Annotated in this window: 2 protein-coding genes (1 of these 2 running past the window's edge); both read right to left on the bottom strand. The window is 73.9% G+C overall.

The features are described 5' to 3' along the window. Positions 1 to 26: 26 nt before the first annotated feature. A complete protein-coding gene (locus tag KV381_RS20110) occupies positions 27 to 19,454 on the bottom strand; it encodes a non-ribosomal peptide synthase/polyketide synthase (protein WP_218785922.1) in 19,428 nt (6,475 codons plus the stop codon). After that, positions 19,451 to 22,380: the 3' portion of a non-ribosomal peptide synthase/polyketide synthase gene (locus KV381_RS20105; protein WP_218785921.1), read on the bottom strand. It continues 17,647 nt past the right edge of the window; the window shows 2,930 of its 20,577 coding nt (coding positions 17,648-20,577); the start codon falls outside the window, past its right edge; it ends in the stop codon at positions 19,451 to 19,453. Before KV381_RS20105 ends, KV381_RS20110 begins: the two co-directional genes overlap by 4 nt.

Raw genomic sequence — 22,380 nt, 5'->3', positions numbered from 1 at the left:
TGGTTGCCAGGATTCGGTCGTCGAATTCAGGAAGCGGGGCCGGAGTTCTTCGCGGCGCCGAGTTTCTGTGCGATTACGCGGCCGATCTGCCCGATCGGTTCGGAGTTCGTCATGTCGTCGTGGTCACAATCGATGGCCACCGTGGTGATACGACCGCCCGCATAAGGCGACCACGACTGCGGATTCGGCGACCCGTCATTCTTGTTCCGGGTTGCGACGAACATTAGGAGGTCGCCGCTGAAAAGACGAGGCCGATGGGTCACCGCCTGCATGTTCCTGCATGCGGCGACCAGGGCGGTGATGCGCTCCTCGTCCAGTCCCGCCAGCGCGCTGCGGGTGGCTCCCACCTCGGCCGCGACCAGCTCCGCGGTGAGCGGTCCGGCGACCGCCTCCGGGTCCGCGCCGGCGAACCGCACCAGCGCCGCCAGCACCTCCGCCTCCTCGGCGGCGCCGCGCTCGCCGGTCACCGCCTCCGGGTAGGCGTCGAGCGCCGCCAGCAGTTCCACCTGCTCGCCGGCCTCCTGGAGCTGGACGGCCATCTCGTGCGCGACGACGCCGCCGATCGACCAGCCGAGCAGCCGGTAGGGCCCGCTCGGCTGCACCGCGCGCACCTGCTCCAGATAGTCGGCCGCCATTTCCCCGACGGACGACGGGAGTTCGGCCGGACCTGCCAGACCGCGCGCCTGAATTCCGTACACGGGGATTTCCGGATCGATGTGCCGGAGCAGTCCGGAATAGGTCCAGCTGATTCCCGCGGCCGGATGGACGCAGAACAGTGCCGGTCCTCCGTTTCCGGCCCGCAGCGGCAGCAGGACCTCGAACGGATCCTCCGCCGCGTCCGTTCCGATCCTTTCGGTGAATTCCGCGACGGTCGGTGCACGGAACAGCGTGGCGATACCGACCTCCACTCCGAGAACCGCCCGCACACGGCCGGTGAGCCGGGTCGCGGTGAGCGAATCCCCGCCGAGCGCGAAGAAATCGTCGTCGATACCGACCGATTCCCGCCCGAGCACCTCGGCGAAGATCCGGCCGATCTCCGCCTCACGGGGTCCGCGCGGTCCGCGCGAACGCACCGCGTCCGCCACCGGCTCCGGCAGCGCGGCCCGGTCCACCTTGCCGTTCACGGTGAGCGGCAGCTCCGGCAGCGTCATGAACACCGACGGCACCATGTAGTGCGGCAGCCGGGCGGCGACGTACGCGTGCACGTCCGGCTGTCCGTCGGCGGCGTCCGCCGGAACGAGATACGCCACCAGGCGGCGCACGCCCGGCCGGTCCTCCCGTACGGCGACGGCGGCGGCGGCCACCGCGGGGCTGCCGGTGAGCACGGACTCGATCTCGCCGGGCTCGATCCGGAAGCCGCGCAGCTTGACCTGCTGGTCGGCGCGGCCGACGAACTCCAGCTCTCCGTCGGCCCGTTGGCGCACCAGGTCGCCGGTGCGGTACATCCGGCCGCCGTCGGCGGCGTACGGATCGGCGACGAACCGCCCGCCGGTCAGCGCCGGACGGTTCAGATAGCCGAGCGCCACACCGGCACCGGCCACGTACAGCTCGCCGACGACACCGGCCGGCACCGGGCGCAGCGCGGCGTCCAGCACCCGCAGCGCAGCGCCGCGGACCTGCCGTCCGATCGGCGGCACCCCGCCGGTCGCGGCCAGTGGCGAGCTGACGGTCGCGGCGATCGTGGTCTCCGTCGGCCCGTACGCGTTGAACACCTGCCGCCCGGTGGCGAATCTGGCCACCAGGGTGCGGGTCAGCGACTCGCCGCCGAGGACCAGCACCCGCAGCCGCGGCAGCGGACGGTCCGGCAGGGTGGCGGCGACCGGCGCGGCGAGCATCACATGCGTGACGGCCTCGCGCTCCAGGGTGTCGGCCAGCTCCGCACCGGCCAGGCCGACGGCCTCCGGCAGGACGAGCGTGCCGCCGGAGAGCAGGGCCATCGCCACATCGGCGACCGACGGGTCGAAGTTCGCCGAGACGGCCTGGAGGACCCGGCTGCCCGGGGCGAGCGAGAACCGCTCGATGTGGTCGGCCGCCAGATTGGCCAGGGAGGCGTGCGCGACCATCACGCCCTTCGGCTCACCGGTGGAGCCGGAGGTGTGGATCGTGTACGCCGGATGCCCCGGCAGCAGCGGAGCGGTCCGCTCGTCCTGGCGGAGGTCGCCGGCCGGCAGATCGCCGACGGCGGCGGCCAGTTCGTCCGGTCCGAGCACCGCCGCGGAGACCGCGCCCGCCGCGGCCGACACCGCGGCGTCCGCCGCGTGCGCCGCTCCGGTGGCCAGCACCAGCACCGGCCGGACGTCGGCCAGCAGACGGCCGATGCGCGTCGCCGGCAGGCCCGGGTCCAGCGGCACGTAGGCCGCACCGGACTTGGCCACCGCGAGCAGGCAGACCAGCCACTGGGCCGACGAAGGACCGGTGACCGCGACCCGCTCACCGGGACCGGCGCCGCGTGCGGCCAGCAGGCGGGCGACCCGGTTGGCGCGGGCGTTCAGCTCCGCGTACGTGAGGTCGCCGCCCGGCGCGGCCACGGCGGTCGCGGCCGGTGTGCGGGCCGCCTGCGCCTCGAAGAGGTCCGGCAGCGTCGCGGCCGGGGCCGCGTTCCGCCGGTCGTCGCCGGCCGCCAGCAGCGCACGGCGCTCCGGGGCGGAGAGCGGATCGGTCCGGCCGAGCCGGGTGCCGGGCCGCTCGGCCATGGTCCGCAGCAGCTCGGTGAGCCGGCCCACCAGCCGCTCGCCGTCGGCCACCACATCGGTGCGGTGGTCCAGCCGGATGTGCAGCCGCTCGCCGACCAGCGCGGCCGACAGGCTCAGCGGATAGTGCGTGGCGTCGCGCAGTTCGGTCGAGGAGACCTGGACCGGGGGCGCGGAGCCGTCCGGGGCGGCGAGACCGCCGGGGGCGACCGGATAGTTCTCGAACACCGTTGCCGTGTCGAAGAGTTCACCGACGCCGGCCAGCCGCTGGATGTCGGCGAGGCCGAGGTACTGGTGCGGCAGCAGCGCCAGCTGCTCCGACTGGACGCGGTTCAGCAGGTCGTGGAGCGTCTCCTCGGGCCGGAGCGTCACGCGCACCGGCAGGGTGTTGATGAAGAGACCGACCATGGTCTCGATGCCGTCGATCTCCGGCGGGCGGCCGGAGACGGTCGCGCCGAAGGTCACGTCGTCGCGGCCGGTCAAACGGCCGAGCAGGATCGCCCAGGCCGTCTGGACCAGGGTGTTGAGCGTGACGCCCAGCTGCCGTCCGGCCGCGACCAGTTCGGCCGTGAACGCGGCCGGCAGGTCGGTCTCCAGACGCTCCGTACGCGCCGGAGCACCGTCGGCGGTCCCTGCCAGCAGCGTCGGCTCGTCCAGCCCGTCCAGCGCCGCGCTCCACGCCCGCTCGGACGCCTGCCGGTCCTGGACGGCCAGCCAGGCCAGATAGTCGCGGTACGGCGTGACGCGCGGCAGCTCGTGGCCGCGCCCGGAGTAGCAGGCGGCCATCTCGGCCAGGAGCACCGGCATGGACCAGCCGTCCAGCAGCAGATGGTGGTTGGTCACCACGAGCCGGTGGTGCCCGGCGTCGAGCCGGACCAGCGCGAAGCGGATCAGCGGCGGCCGGGCCGGGTCGAAGCCCGCCTCCTGCTCGCCGGACAGGATCCGCTCCAGCGCGGCGGCTTGGTCGGCCTCGGGAAGCGCGCTCAAGTCATGCGAGAACCAGGGCAGTTCGACATCCGCCGGAATGAACTGCACCGGCCGGGCGCCGCCCTCGTGCCAGAAACCGGCGCGCAGGTTGCCGTGCCGCCGCAGCACCTCGGCGGCGGCCGCCGCGAGCGCGCCCTCGTCCAGCTCGCCGGTCATCTCCAGCGAGAGCTGCACGGTGTAGGCGTCGGTGCCCTCCCCGTACAGCGCGTGGAAGAGCAGACCTTCCTGGAGCGGCGACGGCGGCAGGATCTCCGCCAGTCCCGGACGCGCCCGCTCCAGGCGTTCGATCTCCTGCTGGTCCAGCGAGACCAGCGGCAGGTCGGAGGGCGTACGGCCACCGGCCCCCGGCTGTGCCGAGTGCGCGACCAGAGCCTCCAGTGCGGCGAACCAGTCGTCCGCCAGCTCACGGACCTCCTCGTCCGCCAGGACCGCCGCCGGCCAGGACCAGGTGGCCGACAGCCACGGGCCTTCCGGTCCGTCCTCCACCAGGCAGTTGAGCTCCAGGGCGTGGCCGAGCGGCTGCGCCGGGTCGAAGCCGCCGCTGCCGGTGGTGACCGTACCGTCGCCACCGGCAAAGGCACCGCCGCCGCCGGGTATCCGGCCGAGGTAGTTGAACGCGATCTGCGGTGCGCCGAGCGCGGCGAGCAGCGGCGCGGTCTCCGGATTGAGGTACCGCAGCAGACCGTGGCCGAGCCCGTCGCCCGGCACGGCGCGCAGCTGCTCCTTGACCCGCTTGAGCGCCTGGCCGACGGCGGGACCGCCGGCCGGCCACTCGGAGCGGTCCGGCACGCCCGGGTCGAGGCGGACCGGGTGGAGCGTGGTGAACCAGCCGGCCGTACGCGAGAGGTCCAGGCCGTCCGGCTCGTACCGGCCGTGGCCCTCGACGTCGATCAGGGCCCGGCCGCCGGAGCCCGGCCGCCCGGCCACGGCCAGCGCGAGGCCGGTGAGCAGCACCTCGGAGACGCCGGTGTGGAAGGCGGTCGGCACCGTGGTGAGCAGGGCGGCGGCCGGCATCCGGAGCGTGAAGCGGCGCAGGGTGGCGGCGATGTCGCGGTCCGGGTCCAGCGGCCGGCCGCCGAGCAGCGGCTCCGGCTCGGACAGCGTCCGCCGCCAGTGGTCGAGTTCGGCGGTGCGCTCGGGGCGCAGCGCCTCCTCGGCCAGCCACCGGGACCAGGCGCGCAGCGAGGTGCCGACCGGCTGGAGCACCGGCTCCAGACCGGCTCCGGCGGCGGTGAGGGCCTGCTCCAGGTCCGGCAGCAGGATCCGCCAGGACACCCCGTCGACGACGAGGTGGTGCGCGGTGAACAGCAGCGTGCCCGGGGCGTCCGGGCCCGCGTCGAACCAGGTGGCGCGGAGCATCGTGCCCGCCGCCGGGTCCAGCGCGGCCACGGCGCGTGCCGCGTGGGCGTCGACGAGCGCGCGGACCGCGTCGTCGGCGAGGCCGGCGATGTCGACCCGGTGCAGGATGCCGTCCGCGTCGACCGCGCCGCGCGGCCGGATCTCCAGCGCGGCGGCGGGCGGCGGCAGCAGCCGGGCGCGCAGCGCGTCGTGGTGGTCGAGCAGCGCGGCCAGCGCGGCGACCACCGTGGCCCGGTCGCAGCCGGCGGGCAGCGGTGCGGGCATCGACTGGCTGAAGCCGTCGCTGCCGCCGCCGAGCTCCGCCAGCCAGTGCATGACCGGGGTGAACGGCAGCTCGCCGACCGGATCGTCCTCGGGTCCGCGCGCGGCGGTGCCCGTCTCCTCGTCGGCGGCGCGTGCCACATCGGCCAGCGCCTCGACGGTCTTGTGCTCGAACACCTCGCGCGGCGTGATCACCAGTCCGTCGCGGCGGGCGCGGCTGACCAGCTGGATGGAGAGGATCGAGTCGCCGCCGAGCTCGAAGAAGCTGTCGCCCGCGCCGACGGCGGAGAGGCCGAGCACCTCGGCGAAGAGCGCGCAGAGCAGCTCCTCGCGCGCGGTGCGCGGAGCGCGGCCGCCGGACGCCGCACCGAAGTCCGGTGCGGGCAGCGCACGGCGGTCCAGCTTTCCGTTCGGCGTCACCGGCAGGGCGGTGAGCGCCACGATCGCCGCCGGCACCATGTACGGCGGCAGCGAAGCGGCCAGATAGGTGCGCAACTCCCCTACCAGTGCGCCGACTTCACGGTTGCCGACCGGGTCGTTGGTGTACGCGTCCGGCCGCGCTCCGGCCCGGACGGCCGGGGCCAGGACCGGCTCGGCCCCGCCGGGCGCGGCGAACACCACATCCAGCGCGCCTTCACCGGCCGTGTCCGACCAGGCGACCGCCGCCCGGCGGCCCAGCCGCTCGGCCAGCAGCCACAACTCCCCCGGCTCCACACCGGTTTCGACGGGCCGCCGCCAGGCCTCCACGACGGCCTCCGCCGCCGCGCCGTCCTCCAGCGCACGGAGCGCGGCCAGTTCACCGGCGAGCCGGGCGTTCGGCACTCCGGTGACGCGCAGCGCACCGCGCTCCGCCGCGAGCCGGTCGGCCAGTCCGTCGAGACCACCGGTCACCTGCGTCCACGGCAGGCTCCGCGGGTCCGGCTCCTCGCGCCCGGCACGGCCGGTGCGCAGGACCACGTCGTAGCGGTGCCTGGCCAGCTCGTTGTCCGCGCCGGTCCGCTTGATCCGGACATCGGTCTCCAGGCCCGGCACGGTGGCCGCGACGGCGGCGAAGAAGGCCGGATCGACGAGGAGTTCCTTCTCCATCACGACGCTCTGCTCCACCGCGCGCCGCAGGGCGGCGGTGCCCTCCTGCGGCGACCACCGGTGCAGCGTCACCCCGGCGCCGAAGCCGCGCGAGGTCCGCAGATTGCGCACGTCGCCGACGAACACGCTGCCGCCGGGCGCCACCAGAGCGGCGGCGCGGCGCACCACGTCCTCCAGATAGGCGGCGTTCGGGAAGTACTGCGCGACGGAGTTGACGACCACGAGGTCGAAGAAGCCCTGCGGCAGGCCGTCCGTCTCATGGGCGGCGCCGGTGCGCAGCTCCACCCGGCCGGACAGCTCCGGTTCGCGCTCCACCTGGGCGCGCAGCGCCTCGATCGCCTCGGCGGAGAAGTCGGTGCCGACGTACGTCTCCACGTGCGGCGCGACCTTCGACAGGATCAGGCCGTTGCCGACGCCGAGTTCGAGGACCCGCACCGGCTCCAGGGCCAGGATCCGGTCCACGGTCTCGGACCGCCACCGCCGCATCTGCTCGACGGCGATCGGCTCGCCGTCGTAGCTGCTGAACCAGCCGGAGAAGTTCTCTCCGAATTCGCCCTCCTCGGCCTCGCGGCGGTAGTGCGCGTCGTACACCTCGCGCCACTCGTCGACCTGCTCCGCCTCGACGCCCTCGTCGCGGCCGGCGTCACCGACGGCGATCCTGGCGGCGGGCACCACATAGCCGACCAGCTGCCGGTCGCCCGGCCGGTCCTCGCGGACGATCACGGCCGCCTGCGCCACCTCCGGGCGGTCGGTCAGCAACGACTCGACCTCGCCCGGCTCGATCCGGAAGCCGCGCACCTTGACCTGGTGGTCGGCGCGGCCGACGAAGCTCAGCTCACCGTCGGCGCTCCACCGCACCAGGTCGCCGGTGCGGTACATCCGGCCGCCGCTCGGGTCGAACGGGTCGGCGACGAACCGTCCGGCGGTCAGAGCGGCCCGGCCGAGGTAGCCGCGGGCCAGACCGGCCCCGGCCACGTACAGCTCGCCGACCGCGCCGACGGCGACCGGGGCGAGCCGGCCGTCCAGGACGTAGACGCGTGCGTTGTCGATCGGCAGCCCGATGGGCGGCGGACCGTCGCCGGGAGCCAGCGGACGGCTCATGGTGGCGCACACGGTCGTCTCGGTCGGACCGTACGCGTTGATCATCCGGCGTCCGCCGGACCACCGGGCGACGGTCTCGCGCGACACGGCGTCACCGGCCACGACCAGAGTGGTCACCGAGTCGAGCGCGTGCGGCGGCAGCACGGCCAACGCCACCGGCGGCAGCGTCACATGAGTGATCCGCTCCGTCTCCAGCAGCTCCGCCAGCGGAGCGCCGGGCAGCATGCGGTCGCGCTCGGCGAGCACCAGGGCGGCGCCGGAGAGCAGCGCCATGCACAGTTCGGAGAACGCCGCGTCGAAGCTCGGCGAGGCGAACTGGAGCACCCGCGCGTCCGGACCGACCGCGAACCGGTCGATCTGCCCGAAGGCCAGACTGGCCGGACCCGCGTGCGAGACGACGACGCCCTTCGGCCGGCCGGTGGAGCCGGAGGTGTAGATCACGTACGCCGGGTGCTCGCGCCGCAGCACATCGGTGCGTTCGGCGTCGGCGAGGTCGCCGCCGGGGCGCGCCGCGACCTCGCGTACGGTCTCCGCCGCGTCCAGCAGCAGCACGGGGCCCCGGTGCTCCGGCAGACCGGCGGCGAGCTCCGTGTGGCTGATCAGCAGCGCCGGGTCCGCGTCGGCCAGCATGTACGCGATGCGCTCGGCCGGATAGTCCGGGTCGACCGGCAGATAGGCGCCGCCCGCCTTGAGCACGGCGAGCACCGACACCACCTGGTCGACGCCGCGCGGCAGCGCCAGCGCCACGATCCGCTCCGGTCCGACACCGCGCCGCACCAGCACCCGGGCCAGCTGGTTGGCGGCCTCGTTCAGCTCCGCGTAGTCGAGCACCCGCTCGCCGTGGACCAGGGCGACGCGTTCCGGCGTCGCGGCCGCCTGCGCCTCGAAGAGGTCCGGCACCGGCAGCGCCGGAACCTCGCGGTGGGTGTCGTTCCACTCGACGAGCAGCCGGTGGCGGTCCTCGGGCGTCAGCACGTCCAGGTCGCCGATCGGCCGGACCGGATCGGCGACCGCCGCACGCAGCAGCCGCGCCAGCTGGGCGGTGAGCCGGTGCACGGTCTCCGCGTCGAAGAGGTCGGTGCTGTACTCGGCGACACCGCCGAGCCCGGCCGGCCGGCCTTCGGCGTCGTGCCGCTCGACGAGGTTGAGCAGCAGGTCGAACCGGGACGTCTTGTTGCCGAGCGGCTCGGCCCTGGTGTCCAGTCCGGTCAGTCCGCGCGGCTCCGGCGTCGCGTTCTGCAGTCCGAGCGCGATCTGGAAGAGCGGATGACGGCCCGCGACACGCTCCGGGTTGAGCTTCTCCACCAGCAGCTCGAACGGCAGGTCCTGGTGGGCGAAGGCCGCCAGGTCGGTGCTCCGCACCCGCTCCAGCAGCTCCGCGAAGCCGGGATCGCCGGAGGTGTCCGTCCGCAGGACGAGCGTGTTCACGAAGAAGCCGACCAGGCCCTCCAGCGCCTCGTCGTCACGGCCGGCCACGGCACAGCCGATCGGCAGATCGGTACCGGCCCCCAGCCGCGTCAGCAGGGCCGCCAGACCGGCCTGGAGGACCATGTAGAGGCTGGCCTGATGCGTACGCGCCAGAGCGGCCAGCTCGCTGTGCAGCGTGGCGTCCAGCTCGAAGGTGATCTCGTCACCGCGGAAGTCGGAGCGCGCCGGACGCGGCCGGTCGGTCGGCAGGTCCAGCTCCTCCGGCAGCCCTTCCACCTCCCGCGTCCAGAACTCCAGCTGCCGGTGCAGCAGACTGCCCGCGTCCTCCTCGGAGCCGAGCACGCTGTGCTGCCACAGCGTGTAGTCGACGTACTGGAGCGGCAGTTCCGGAAGAGCCGGCGCCCGGCCGTCCGCCCGGGCGGTGTAGGCGGCGGCCAGATCCTCCGCGAGCGGTGCCAGCGACCAGCGGTCACCGGCGATGTGGTGCACCAGCAGGAGCAGGACGTGCTCCTCCGGTGCGAGCGCGAACAGCGAGGCGCGCAGCGGCGGTTCGGCCGCCAGGTCGAAGCCGCGACCGGCCTCCGCGGCCAGCCGGCCCGGCAGGCTCTCCTCGGTGGTGAGCACGACGGACAGCTCCGGCGCGGCGTCCCCGGTGGCCAGGACGTGCTGGCACGGCACACCGTCGACCTCGGGGAACACGGTCCGCAGGCTCTGGTGCCGCTCGACGACGTCGGCGAGCGCGGACCGCAGCGCGGCCGGGTCCAGCGCACCGCGCAGCCGCACGGCGAACGGCATGTTGTAGGTGCTGCTCCGCTCGTCGAAGCGGTTGATGAACCAGAGGCGGCGCTGCGCGAAGGACAGCGGGATCCGCTCCGGCCGCTCGGCGACGACGTCGGGCGCGGGCCGCGAGGCCTCGCCGGTGTCGAGGTGCGTGGCGAGCCGGGCCACGGTCGGTGCCTCGAAGAGCGTACGGACGGGGAGTTCGACGCCGAAGGCCGTACGGATACGGCTCACCAGCCGCGTCGCCAGCAGCGAATGACCGCCCAGCTCGAAGAAGCTCTCCTCGGGCCCGACCCGCTCCACGCCGAGCACCTCGGCGAACAGCCCGCACAACACCTCCTCCGCCACCGACACCGGACCACGGCCGACGCCGCTCTCCGGCTCCGGCAACGCCGACCGGTCCAGCTTCCCGTTCGGCGTCAACGGGAAACGGTCCAGCACCATGAACACCGACGGCACCATGTGCTCCGGCAACGCAGCGGCAACGACCGGCCGCAGCAGATCGCTGTTGACCTCGGCACCGTCGGCGGGCACCACATAGGCCACCAACCGAGACCCGGCACCGCCTTCACCGCGTACGACGACCACGGCACCGGCCACGGCGGGATGACCGGCGAGCACCGACTCGATCTCACCCAGCTCGATCCGGAAACCACGCACCTTCACCTGGAAGTCCGCACGCCCCAGATACTCCAACTCACCAACGGAGGCACCCGAATCCGACCAGCGCACCAAGTCACCGGTCCGATACATCCGCCCACCGGGCACCCTGCCGAACGGATCCGCGACGAACCGCGAAGCCGACAGACCAGGACGACCCAAATACCCACGCGCCACACCCGCACCAGCGATGTACAGCTCACCCACCACACCCGGAGCCACCGGACGCAACGCACCGTCCAGCACATACACCCGCGTGTTCAGCACCGGACGACCGATCGTCGGTGCTCCGGGGCGGTCGGTGACGGTGGCCGCGGTGGACCAGACCGTGGTCTCGGTCGGCCCGTACAGGTTGGTGACGTCACGGCCGGTCCCGCGCATCCGCGCGGCCAGCGCGGGCGGCAGCGCCTCGCCGCCGACGAGCATGCGCAGGCCGCGCAGCCGCTCCGGACGGTCGGTGACCAGCGCCTGCCACAGGGTCGGCGTGGCCTGCATGAGCGTGGCTCCGGTGCGTTCCACCAGGGCGCCGAGCGCTCCGGTGTCCCGGACGGTCGACCGCGCCGCGAGGACCACGCCCGCACCGGCGAGCAGCGGTGCGTGGATCTCCAGCGCGTGGATGTCGAAGGCCACCGTGGTGACGGCCAGCATCCGGTCGGCCGCGGTGAGCGTGAGGCGTCCGCCCATCGCGGTGAGGAAGTTGAGCAGCGCCGCGTGGGGCACGACGACGCCCTTGGGCCGGCCGGTGGAGCCCGAGGTGTAGATGACGTACGCCGGATGGTCCGGCGTCAGCGGGCTCAGCCGGTCGGTGTCGGCCGGGTCGGTGGCCGGCCATCGGGCCGCCGCCTCCTCGGCCGCATCGCCGGTGACCTCGGCCGTGACCGTGCCGTCGGGGCCGAGGACCAGACGCGGCGTGGACGCGGTGCCGGGCACGGCCTCGTCGCCGGTGAGGACGAGCACCGGACGCGCGTCGTCGAGCATGTGCGCGATGCGGTCGGCCGGGTAGTCCGGGTCGAGCGGCAGATAGCCCGCACCGGTCTTGAGGACCGCCAGCATCGCCACGACCAGGCCCGTCGAGCGCGGCAGCGCCAGCGCGACGAACCGCTCCGGTCCGGCGCCGGCGGCGATGAGCCGGTGCGCCAGCCGGTTGGCGCGGCCGTTGAGCTCCGCGTAACTCAGCTCCGTGAGCCCGCCGTCGGCACGGTCGTCGGCCAGCAGGGCACAGGCGTCCGGGGTGCGGGCCGCCTGCGCCGCGAAGAGCTCCACCACGGTCGCCGACGGCAGCTCGCCCGCGGTGTCGTTCCACTCCTCCAGGACGCGGCGGCGCTCCTGCGGCCCGAGTACGTCGATCGCGCCGAGCGACCGGTCCGGATCGTCGGCCACCGCGTGCAGCACCCGCAGCAGCCGCTCGTTGATCCGCCGCGCGGTCGCCTCGTCGAAGAGGTCCGCGCTGTAGTCGAGCACGCCGTCCAGACCGTCCGGCGATCCGTCGGCGGTGAACCGCTCGGTGAGGTCGAAGGAGAGGTCGAAGCGGACCGCGCCGCCGCCGATCTCCTCGGGCCGGACGTCGAGGCCGGGCAGGTCCAGCGTGGCGCTCTCGTTGTTCTGGAGCGTGAGCATCACCTGGAACAGCGGATGCCGCGCCATCGAACGCGCCGGATTCAGCTCCTCCACCAGCCGCTCGAACGGCACGTCCTGATGCGCGTACGCCGCCAGATCGCCTTCCCGCACCCGCCCCAGCAGCTCACGGAACGACGGATCACCCGACGTGTCCGTCCGCAGCACCAGCGTATTGATGAAGCAGCCGACCAGCTGGTCGAGCGCCTCGTCGGTGCGTCCGGCGACCGGGGTGCCGAGCGGAATGTCGGTGCCCGCGCCGAGCCGCGTGAGGAGCGTCGCCAGTGCGGACTGGACGACCATGAACAGGCTGCTCCCCTGCTCGCGCGCGAGCGCGGCCAGCCGGTCGTGCAGGTCGGCGTCGACGTCCAGCCGGACGCGTCCGCCGCGGCCGGTGGCGACGGCGGGCCTGGTCCGGTCGGCCGGCAGGCCGAGTTCGTCCGGCAGTCCGGCCAGCGTGGTCCGCCAGTGGTCGAGCTGACCGGCGAGCGCGCTGTCCGGGCGGTCCTCGTCGCCGAGGAGGTCGCGCTGCCACAGGGTGTAGTCGGCGTACTGCACCGGCAGCGGCTGCCAGTGCGGGGCCGTACCGGACAGCCGTGCGGTGTAGGCGGCGGCCAGGTCGCGGCCGAGCGGGGCCAGCGACCAGCCGTCGCCGGCGATGTGGTGCAGTCCGATCAGGAGGACGCGCGTCGTGGCGTCCAGCTCGAACAGGGTAGCCCGCAGCGGAGGTTCGGCGCTCAGGTCGTAGCCGCGCGCCGCGTCGCGCGCCAGCGCGTCGGCCAGTGTGGCCGGGTCGGCCGGTACGCGGACGAGGTCCGGGCTCCAGTGGTCCAGGACCTGTTGCGACGGTACGCCGTCGGTCTCCGGGAACACGGTGCGCAGCGTCTCGTGCCGGGCCACGACGTCGGCGAGCGCGGACCGCAGTGCGTCGGCGTCCAGATCACCGGTGAGCCGGACGGCGAGCGCCAGGTTGTAGCGGGCGTCCTGCGGATCGAGGCGGTTGATGAACCAGAGGCGGCGCTGCGCGAAGGACAGCGGGATCCGCTCCGGCCGTTCCATCGGCGCGAGGGCGCGGCGGGCGGTGTCGGCGGTGTCGAGCCGCTCCGCGAGCCGTTCCACGGTGGGCGCTTCGAAGAGGGCGCGGACCGGGAGTTCGACGCCGAAGGCCGTACGGATACGGCTCACGAGCCGTGTCGCCAGCAGCGAATGACCGCCCAGCTCGAAGAAGCCGTCCTCGGGCCCGACCCGCTCCACGCCGAGCACCTCGGCGAACAGCCCGCACAACACCTCCTCCGCCACCGACACCGGACCACGACCGATACCGGCTTCCGGCTCCGGCAACGCCGACCGGTCCAGCTTCCCGTTCGGCGTCAACGGGAAACGGTCCAGCACCACGAACACCGACGGCACCATGTGGTCCGGCAACGCAGCCGCGACCACCGGCCGCAGGACATCTCCACTCACCTCGGCGCCATCGGCACCATCGGCGGGCACCACATAGGCCACCAACCGAGCACCGGCAGCACCCGAGGCGCCCTCGCCGTGCACGACGACCACGGCACCGGCCACGGCGGGATGACCGGCGAGCACCGACTCGATCTCACCCAGCTCGATCCGGAAGCCACGCACCTTCACCTGGAAGTCCGCACGCCCCAGATACTCCAACTCACCGATGGAAGCACCCGAAGTCGACCAGCGCACCAGGTCACCGGTCCGATACATCCGACCACCGGACCCACCGAACGGATCCGCGACGAACCTCGAAGCCGACAGACCAGGACGACCCAAATACCCACGCGCCACACCCGCACCAGCGATGTACAGCTCACCCACCACACCCGGAGCCACCGGACGCAACGCACCGTCCAGCACATACACCCGCGTGTTCAGCACCGGACGACCGATGGTGGCCGAGGCGGGCCAGTGGCCGGTGTCCTCCGGAAGGGCCGTGCCGGTGACCACATGGGTCTCGGTCGGTCCGTAGTGGTTGTGCAGACGCCAGCCGCCGCGCCGGTGCGCGTCGCGGAGCCGTCCGGTGAGCGCGAGCGCCTCGCCCGCCTGGGCGACGTGCCGCAGCTCGGGCAGTTCGCCGTCCGGTCCGAGGGCGTCGAACAGCGCGTTGACGACCAGGCTCGGCGCGTACAGCTCCTGCACCCGGTGGCGGCGCATCCAGTCGGCGAAGGCCGCCGGATCGCGGCGTACCGCGTCGTCCGGCACCACCAGGCACTTGCCGTGCAGCAGGGTGGACAGGATCTCCTGGGCGGAGACGTCGAAGCTGAGCGCGGTGAACTGCGCGGTCCTCGTGCCCGGTTCGCCGGGTACGGCCTCGGCGTGCCAGGCCATGAGGTTGACCAGGGGCGCGTGCGGCATGACGACGCCCTTGGGCCGGCCGGTGGAGCCCGAGGTGTAGATGACGTACGCCGGATGGTCCGGCGTCAGCGGGCTCAGCCGGTCGGCATCGGTGAGATCGGAGCCGGCCGTGCCCGTGGGCGCGAGCGGTGCGCCGGAGAGGTCCAGGAGCAGCGGAGGGGCCGCCTCCACACAGGCCGCGGGCAGGCGCGCGGCGGTGTCCTCGGTGGTGAGGACCAGCTGCGGAGCCGCGTCGGCGGTCATGTGGACCAGCCGGTCCGCCGGATAGTCCGGATCGAGCGGCAGGTAGGCCGCACCGGACTTGAGGACCGCGAGCAGGCCGACGATCTGGCCGGTGGAGCGCGGCAGCGCCACGGCCACCAGGCCTTCGGGGCCCGCGCCGCGCGCGACGAGGAGCCTGGCAAGGCGGTTGGCGCGCGCGTTGAGTTCGCGGTAGGTGAGGGCCCCGTCGTCGGCGAGGACGGCGGTGGCGTCCGGGGTGTTCGCCGCCTGCCGCTCGAACAGCTCCGGCAGCGTGGCCGGAGCCATCGGGCGTGCGGTGTCGTTCCACTCCTCCAGGACGCGGTGGCGTTCCGCGGCGGTGAGGACGTCGATGCGCGCCAGCGGCCGGTCCGGATCGCTGACGGCTCCCTCCAGCAGCCGGACCAGCCGGTCGAGCAGGGTGGCCACGGAGGACCGGTCGTACAGGTCGGTGCTGAACTCGACGGTGCAGTCCAGTCCGTTCGCGCGGGTGCGCGAGACGCCCGTGCCCGTGCCCGTAGGCGTTCCCGTACTCGTACTCGTACGCTGCTCGGCGAAGGCGAAGAACAGGTCGAACTTGGACATGCCGGTGCCGACGTCGACCGGCCGCACGTCGAGGCCGGGCAGGTCCAGCTCGGCGGCCTCGTTGTTCTGGAGCGTGAGCATCACCTGGAACAGCGGATGCCGCGCCATCGAACGCGCCGGATTCAACTCCTCCACCAGCCGCTCGAACGGCACGTCCTGATGCGCGTACGCCGCCAGATCGCCTTCCCGCACCCGCCCCAGCAGCTCACGGAACGACGGATCACCCGACGTGTCCGTCCGCAGCACCAGGGTGTTGACGAAGCAGCCGACGACGTCGGAGACCGCGTCGTCGGTGCGGCCGACGACCGGGCTGCCGAGCGGAATGTCGGTGCCCGCGCCGAGCTTGCCGAGCAGGGCGGCGACACCGGCCTGGAGCACCATGAACAGACTGACGTTGGCCTCACGGGCCAGCGCGGTGAGCCTGCGGTGCAGGTCCGCGTCCAGGCTCATGGACAGGGCGTCGCCGCTGCCTCCGGCCACCGCCGGCCGGGGCCGGTCGGTCGGCAGCTCCAGCTGGTCCGGCAGTCCGGCCAGCGTGGTGCGCCAGAAGTCGAGCTGGCGCGAGACCGTGCTGTCCGGATCGCTCTCGCCGCCGAGCAGGGCGTGCTGCCACAGCGTGAAGTCGGCGTACTGCACCGGCAGCGGCTGCCTGCGCGGGGCGCTGCCGGACAGCCGTGCCGTGTAGGCGGCGGAGAGGTCGCGGCCGAGCGGGGCCAGCGACCAGCCGTCGGTCGCGATGTGGTGCAGGACCAGGAGCAGGACGTGCTCCCGCGGTGCGGTGCGGAACAGGGTCGTGCGCAGCGGCGGTTCGGCGGCGAGGTCGAATCCGCGCAGCGCCTCGGGCCGCAGCGCGTCCTGGAGCCCTTCCTCGGCGACGGCCACGACCGGCAGCGCGGGCCGGGCCACGTCCGCGTCGAGGACGTGCTGGTACGGAGTGCCGTCCGGCGCGGGGAACAGGGTGCGCAGGCTCTCGTGGCGGCCGGTGAGGTCGCCGAGCGCGGCGTGCAGCGCGGCGGTGTCCAGCTCACCGGTGAGGCGGACGGCCACCGGCACGTTGTACGCGGCGGACGGTCCGTCGACCTCGTTGATGAACCAGAGCCGCTGCTGCGCCAGTGACAGCGGTACGCGCTCGGGGCGCGGCCCCGGTACGAGCGGCGGGTGCGCGGCCGCTCCGGCGTGGTCCAGCCGGGCGGCGAGGCCGGCCACGGTCGGCTGCTCGAAGAGCGCGCGCATCGGCAGCTCGACGCCGAGGACGGTACGGATGCGGCCGACCAGCCGGGTGACCAGCAGCGAGTGTCCGCCGAGGTCGAAGAAGCTGTCCTCCGGGCCGACCCGCTCCGCGCCGAGCACCTCGGCGAACAGGTCGCACAGCAGTTCCTCGCGCGGTCCGCGCGGGGCGCGGCCGCCGCCTCCGGCGCCGAACTCCGGGGCGGGCAGCGCGGTCCGGTCCAGCTTGCCGTTCGCGGTGCGCGGGAAGTCGTCGAGGACGACGACGGCGGCCGGAACCATGTAGTCGGGCAGCTGCCGTGCGGCGTGCGCGCGCAGTTCGTCCGGGCGCGGTGCGACGCCCGCCCCGGCCGGAACGGCGTAGGCGACGATGCGTCGGTCGCCGGGGCTGTCCTCGCGGACCACGGCGAGCGTGCGGGCCACGCCTTCGTGCGTGGTGAGGACGGCCTCGATCTCGCCGAGTTCGATGCGGTAGCCACGGATCTTGACCTGGTCGTCGACGCGCGCGACGAACCGCAGTTCGCCGTCCGTGCCCCAGCGCGCCAGGTCGCCGGTGCGGTACATCCGCGAGCCGTCGGCGGCGAACGGGTCGGCGACGAAGCGGCTCGCGGTGAGGCCGGGGCGGTTCAGATAGCCGCGCGCCACATGCGTACCGCTGATGTAGACCTCGCCGGCCACGCCGGGGGCCACCGGGCGCAGCGCGGCGTCCAGGACGAGCAGGGCGGTGTTCCAGGACGGCCGGCCGATCGGTACGGCGGCCTCCGGGAGGTCGTCGTCGGGGCCGACGCGGAATTCGGTGCAGCCGACCGTGGTCTCGGTCGGGCCGTACTCGTTGACCACGGTCACACCGGGCCGGGCCGCCCGCCACTGGCGTACGGCGTCGGAGGTCAGCAGTTCGCCGCCGACGATGAGCTGCGCGGTCGGCGAGAACTCCACCGGCAGTTCGGTGAGGACCGGGATGTGGCTCGGGGTGCCCTTGACCAGTGCCGGGCGGTGGTCCGGCGGTCCGTCCGGCGCGCCTTCGCGCAGCTCGACCAGGTGGACGCAGCCGCCGCTGGTGAGCGGCACGAACAGGCCGGTCACCGTCAGGTCGAAGGAGACCGGCGAGTGGACCAGCCAGCGGCCGTCACCGGCGTCGTAGTGCACGCGCGACCAGGCGAGGTAGGCGTTGAGCGCGGCGTGCGGCACGACGACGCCCTTGGGCCGGCCGGTGGAGCCGGAGGTGTAGATGACGTACGCCGGGTGCTCCGGCCGCAGCGGCTCGGTCCGGTCGGCGTCGTCGATCGGCGCCGGATCGGCCGCGGCGCGTGCGGCCACGGTCTCCGGTGCGTCCAGGAGCAGCACCGGCACCTCGGTCGCGGGCAGCTGCCCCGCGGTCGCCGAGGTGGCGAGCAGCAGCGCCGGGGCCGCGTCGCCGAGCATGAACTCCAGGCGTTCGGCGGGCTGTTCGGGGTCCAGCGGAAGGTAGGCGGCGCCGGTCATGGCGACTGCGAGGACGGCGACGACCAGTTCGGTCGACCGCTCCACGGCCACCGCGACCAGCCGCTCCGGTCCGGCGCCGCGGGCGAGCAGCAGCCTGGCCAGGCGGGTGACCTGCGCGTCCAGCTCGGCGAAGGTCAGCGCGGTGTCCTCGAACGCCACCGCCGGGGCGTCCGGCGTACGGGCCGCCTGCTGGGCGAAGAGTTCCGGCAGCGTGGCGTCCGGCACCCGGCGGCGCGGTCCGGCGCTGCGGGTCAGCGCGGTGCCGCGTTCGGCCGGGGTGAGCAGTGCCAGCCGGCCGACCGGCAGCCGCGGATCATCGGCGACGGCCTCGAAGAGCTGCCGCAGCCGTTCGGCCAGCCGCTCCACCAGCACGCCGTCGAACACGTCCGGCCGGTAGTCCAGCTTGAGCAGGATGCGCGCGCCGGGGGCGACGGTCAGGCCGAGCGGATAGTGGTTGGCGTCGCGGCCTTCGACGCCGCGGATGCGCAGTCCGCCGATCGGCGCGTTCACCGCTTCCGGGTCGACCGGATAGTTCTCGAACACGACGGAGGTGTCGAAGAGCGTTCCGGCGCCCGCCAGCGCCTGGATCTCGGCCAGTCCGAGGTGCTGGTGCGGCATGAGTCCGGCCTGCTCGTCCTGGACCCGGGCCAGCAGGGCGGAGACCGGTTCGGCCGGATCGGTCCTGATGCGCAGCGGCAGCGTGTTGAGCAGCAGGCCGACCATGCTGCGCACCCCGTCGAGGTCCGGCGGGCGGACGGAGACGGTGGTGCCGGTGACGACGTCGGAGCGGCCGGTGAGCGAGGACAGCAGCAGGCCCCACACGGTCTGGACGACGGTGTTGAGCGTGACGCCGTGGTCGCGGGCGACGGCGTTGAGCCGTGCGGTCAGCGTCTCGTCGAGCTCGAACGGCAGCCGGTCCGGCCGGACCGGATCGGCCGCGGCGTCGACCGGTGCGACGAGCGTCGGCTCGTCCACTCCGGCCAGCGCGGACCGCCAGGCGTCCTCGGCGGCCGTACGGTCCTGTCCGGCGAGCCAGCCGAGGTAGTCGCGGTACGGGGTGACGCGCGGCAGCGCGCTGTCGTCGCCGCCGCTCAGGTAGAGCGCGAAGAGTTCGCTGAAGAAGAGCGGGGTCGACCAGCCGTCCAGCAGGATGTGGTGGTTGGTCACCACCAGCCGGCAGCGGCCGGGGCCGAGCCTGACCAGCAGGAAGCGGATCAGCGGGGCCTTGGCGAGGTCGAACCTGCGGCCCCGGTCGGTCTCCAGGATGCGCGCGAACGCGGCCTCGCGCCCGTCCTCGGGCTCGGTGCCGAGGTCGATCTCGTACCACGGCATGCGCGCCTTGCGGCGGATCACCTGGACCGGCCGGTCCAGGCCCTCGTAACGGAACGCGGCCCGCAGGTTGGCGTGGCGGCGCAGCAGGCTGTCGGCCGCGCCGCGCAGTGCGGCGGCGTCGACCTCGCCTTCGATGTCCAGGACGATCTGCACCGTGTAGACGTCCGGCGCCTGGTGGTCGTAGAGGGCGTGGAACAGCAGCCCTTCCTGGAGCGGTGAGAGCGGAAGAATGTCCTCGATCCGGGCGTTCACCGTGCGTCCCTCCAGAATGAGTCCATGTCGTCCTCTTCGTCCTCTTCGTCGTCCTCGTCGTCTCCGGCGAGCACGTGGTCGATCTGACTTTGCGTCAGTGATGTCAGTGCGACGTCGGACGGCGTCCAGCCGCCGGCGTCGGGGTTCCGCGCGTGCGTGACCAGGGCCTCCAGGGCCCGGAGCCAGCTCTCGGCCAGCTCGCGGACCTCGGCCTCGGTGAGCAGGCCGGCCGGCCAGGACAGGGTCGTGGACAGCCGTGGGCCGTCCGCGCCGTCGTGCGCGGCCGCGTTGATCTCCAGTACGTGCGGAAGCGGCGAGGCCGGATCCGCGTGGTCCGGCAGCGCGCCGGTCTCCGGAGCGGGCGTCCAGTGGCCGCCGACCGGATCGGCGGAGAATCTGCCGAGGTAGTTGAAACCGATCTGCGGAGCGGGCGCGCCGCTCAGCTCCGCCGCCGTGGCGGCGTTGAGGCGGCGCAGCAGGCCGTAGCCGATGCCGTGATCCGGCACCGCGCGCAGCTGCTCCTTGACCCGCTTGAGCGCGCGGCCCGCCGCCGGTCCTGCCGCCAGCGCCTCGGCCACGTCCAGCGGCCCGGGGTCCAGCCACAGCGGATGGCTGGAGGTGAACCAGCCGACCGTCCGGGACAAGTCCACGCCGTCGACGAGGTCCTCACGGCCGTGGCTCTCCAGCTCCACCAGGGCTCCGGTGCCCCGCTCGCGGCCGGTGCGCTCGCGCCAGTGTGCGAGCGCCAGCGTCAGAGCGGTGAGCAGGACGTCGTTGACCCCGGCGCGGAACACCGAGGGAACGGTGGTCAGCAGCGGTTCGGTGCGGTCGGCGGCCAGCTCGACGGTGACCGAGCGCAGGCTGCTCACCGTGTCGCGCGCCGGGTCCAGCGGCCGGCTGCCGAGCCGGGGGTCCGGACCGGCCGACATCCGCCGCCAGAGCGGCAGTTCGGCCAGGCGCGCCGGATCCTCGGCCAGCCGGACCAGGTGTTGCGTCCAGCGGCGGAAGGAGGTGCCTTCCGGCGGCAGGACGGCGGTCGCGGCGGCTGCGGCGGGCGCGGAATCCTTGCCTCCGTCCGGGCCGGCCGCGCTGGGCCCGTCCGCGCCGAGGCCGGAAGCGCCGGAACCGGCCGCACCGGAACCGCCCGCGCCGAGGCCGGCCGTCGCCTGCCAGGCCGTGACCAGGTCCGGCACCAGGATGCGCCAGGACACCCCGTCCACGGCCAGGTGGTGCAGGACCAGCAGCAGCCGTCCGGACCGGTCCGGACCGGCGTCGAACCACACCGCCTGCACCAGGACCCCGGCCTCCGGCGCGAGCCGGCCGCGGGCCGCCTCGCCCTCGGACCGGATCAGCCCGGCCAGCCGCTCGCCGTCCGCCTCCGCCACCGCACAGCGGCGCACCAGCGGCCCGGCCGCGACGGATCCGGGCGCGCCGACCGTCAGCCGCCGCTCCTCCCCGTCCACGGTCAGCCGCAGCCGCAGCGCGCCGTGATGGTCCAGCAGCGTCCGCACCGCGGCCACCAGCCGTTCCTCGCCGAGGTCCGGCGGAACGGTCAGCAGCGTCGCCTGGTTCACGCCGTCCGACGGGCCGCCGCGCTGCCACAGGTCGTGCACGATCGGCAGCGGCTCCACATCGCCGACGGCGATGTCCTCCGGGTCGCTCCCGCCGACGCCCTCCTGTTCGGTGGCGGCCGCGGCGAGCGCCGCCACCGTCCGGTGCCGGAACACGTCGCGCGGGCTGATCACCAGCCGGTGCGCACGGGCCCGGCTGACCAGCTCGATGGAGACGATGCTGTCGCCGCCGAGGTCGAAGAAGCTGCTCTCCGCGTCGACCTCGTCCCGTCCGAGCACCTCGGCGAAGAGCCGCGCCAGCAGCTCCTCACGGCCCGGACGGGGAGCCCGGCCGCCGCTGTCGCCGCCGGTGCGCGGAGCGGGCAGCGCACGGCGGTCCACCTTGCCGCTCGTGGTGAGCGGCAGGGCGTCCAGCACGGTCACGGTCGCCGGAACCATGTAGTCCGGCAGCTCCCGCGCCAGCTCCGCGCGCAGTCGCGCCGGGTCCAGCGGTACACCGGGCCTGGCCACGGCGTACGCGGCCAACTGCCGGACGCCCGGCCGGTCCTCGCGGACGACGGCGGCCGCCTGGAGGACCCCGGTCCGCCCGGCGAGCGCCGACTCGACCTCGCCGAGCTCGACGCGGAAGCCGCGGATCTTGACCTGGTCGTCGGCGCGGCCGACGTACTCCAGCTGTCCGTCGCGCCAGCGCACGAGGTCGCCGGTGCGGTACATGCGGCGGCCTGCCGGACCGTACGGGCAGGCCACGAACCGGCCCGCGGTGAGCGCCGGTTCACGCACATAGCCGCGGGCCAGCGCCGGGCCGGACAGATAGAGCTCGCCGGTCACACCGGGCAGCACCGGGCGCAGCCGGCCGTCCAGCACGAGCGCCGCCGTGTCCGGCACCGGCCGTCCGATGACCGGCCGCCCGGATCCGATCCTGGCCACCACCGAGTCGACGGTGCACTCGGTCGGCCCGTACAGGTTGAACGCGGCCAGGCCCGGCGTCGCGGCGAGCCTGCGCCACAGCGGCTCCGGCACCGCCTCCGCGCCGAGCGCCAGCGCCCGCAGCCCGTGCGGCAGGTCGAGCAGGCCCCGGTCCACCAGTCGGGCCGCGTAGGACGGCGTGGTGGAGAGCGCGTCGACGCGGTGGTCGGCCAGGTAGCGCAGCAGCCGCTCGGGGTCGGTACGGGTGTCCTCGTCGAGCAGGTGCAGCTCATGGCCGTCGAACAGCCACAGCAACTGGTCGACCGAGGCGTCGAAGGAGAACGAGGCGAAGTGCGCGGCCCGCAGCGGCGCACCGCCGGAGGACGGCCCGTACACGCGCTCGCGCATGCTGCGGAACAGTCCGCTCAGCGAGCGGTGGCTGACCACGA

The organism is Streptomyces sp. WY228, from assembly GCF_019287315.1.
Classification (GTDB): domain Bacteria; phylum Actinomycetota; class Actinomycetes; order Streptomycetales; family Streptomycetaceae; genus Streptomyces; species Streptomyces caviscabies.
Note: the sequence above shows the minus strand (reverse complement) of the source record. Positions and strands in the feature narration are given on the sequence as shown.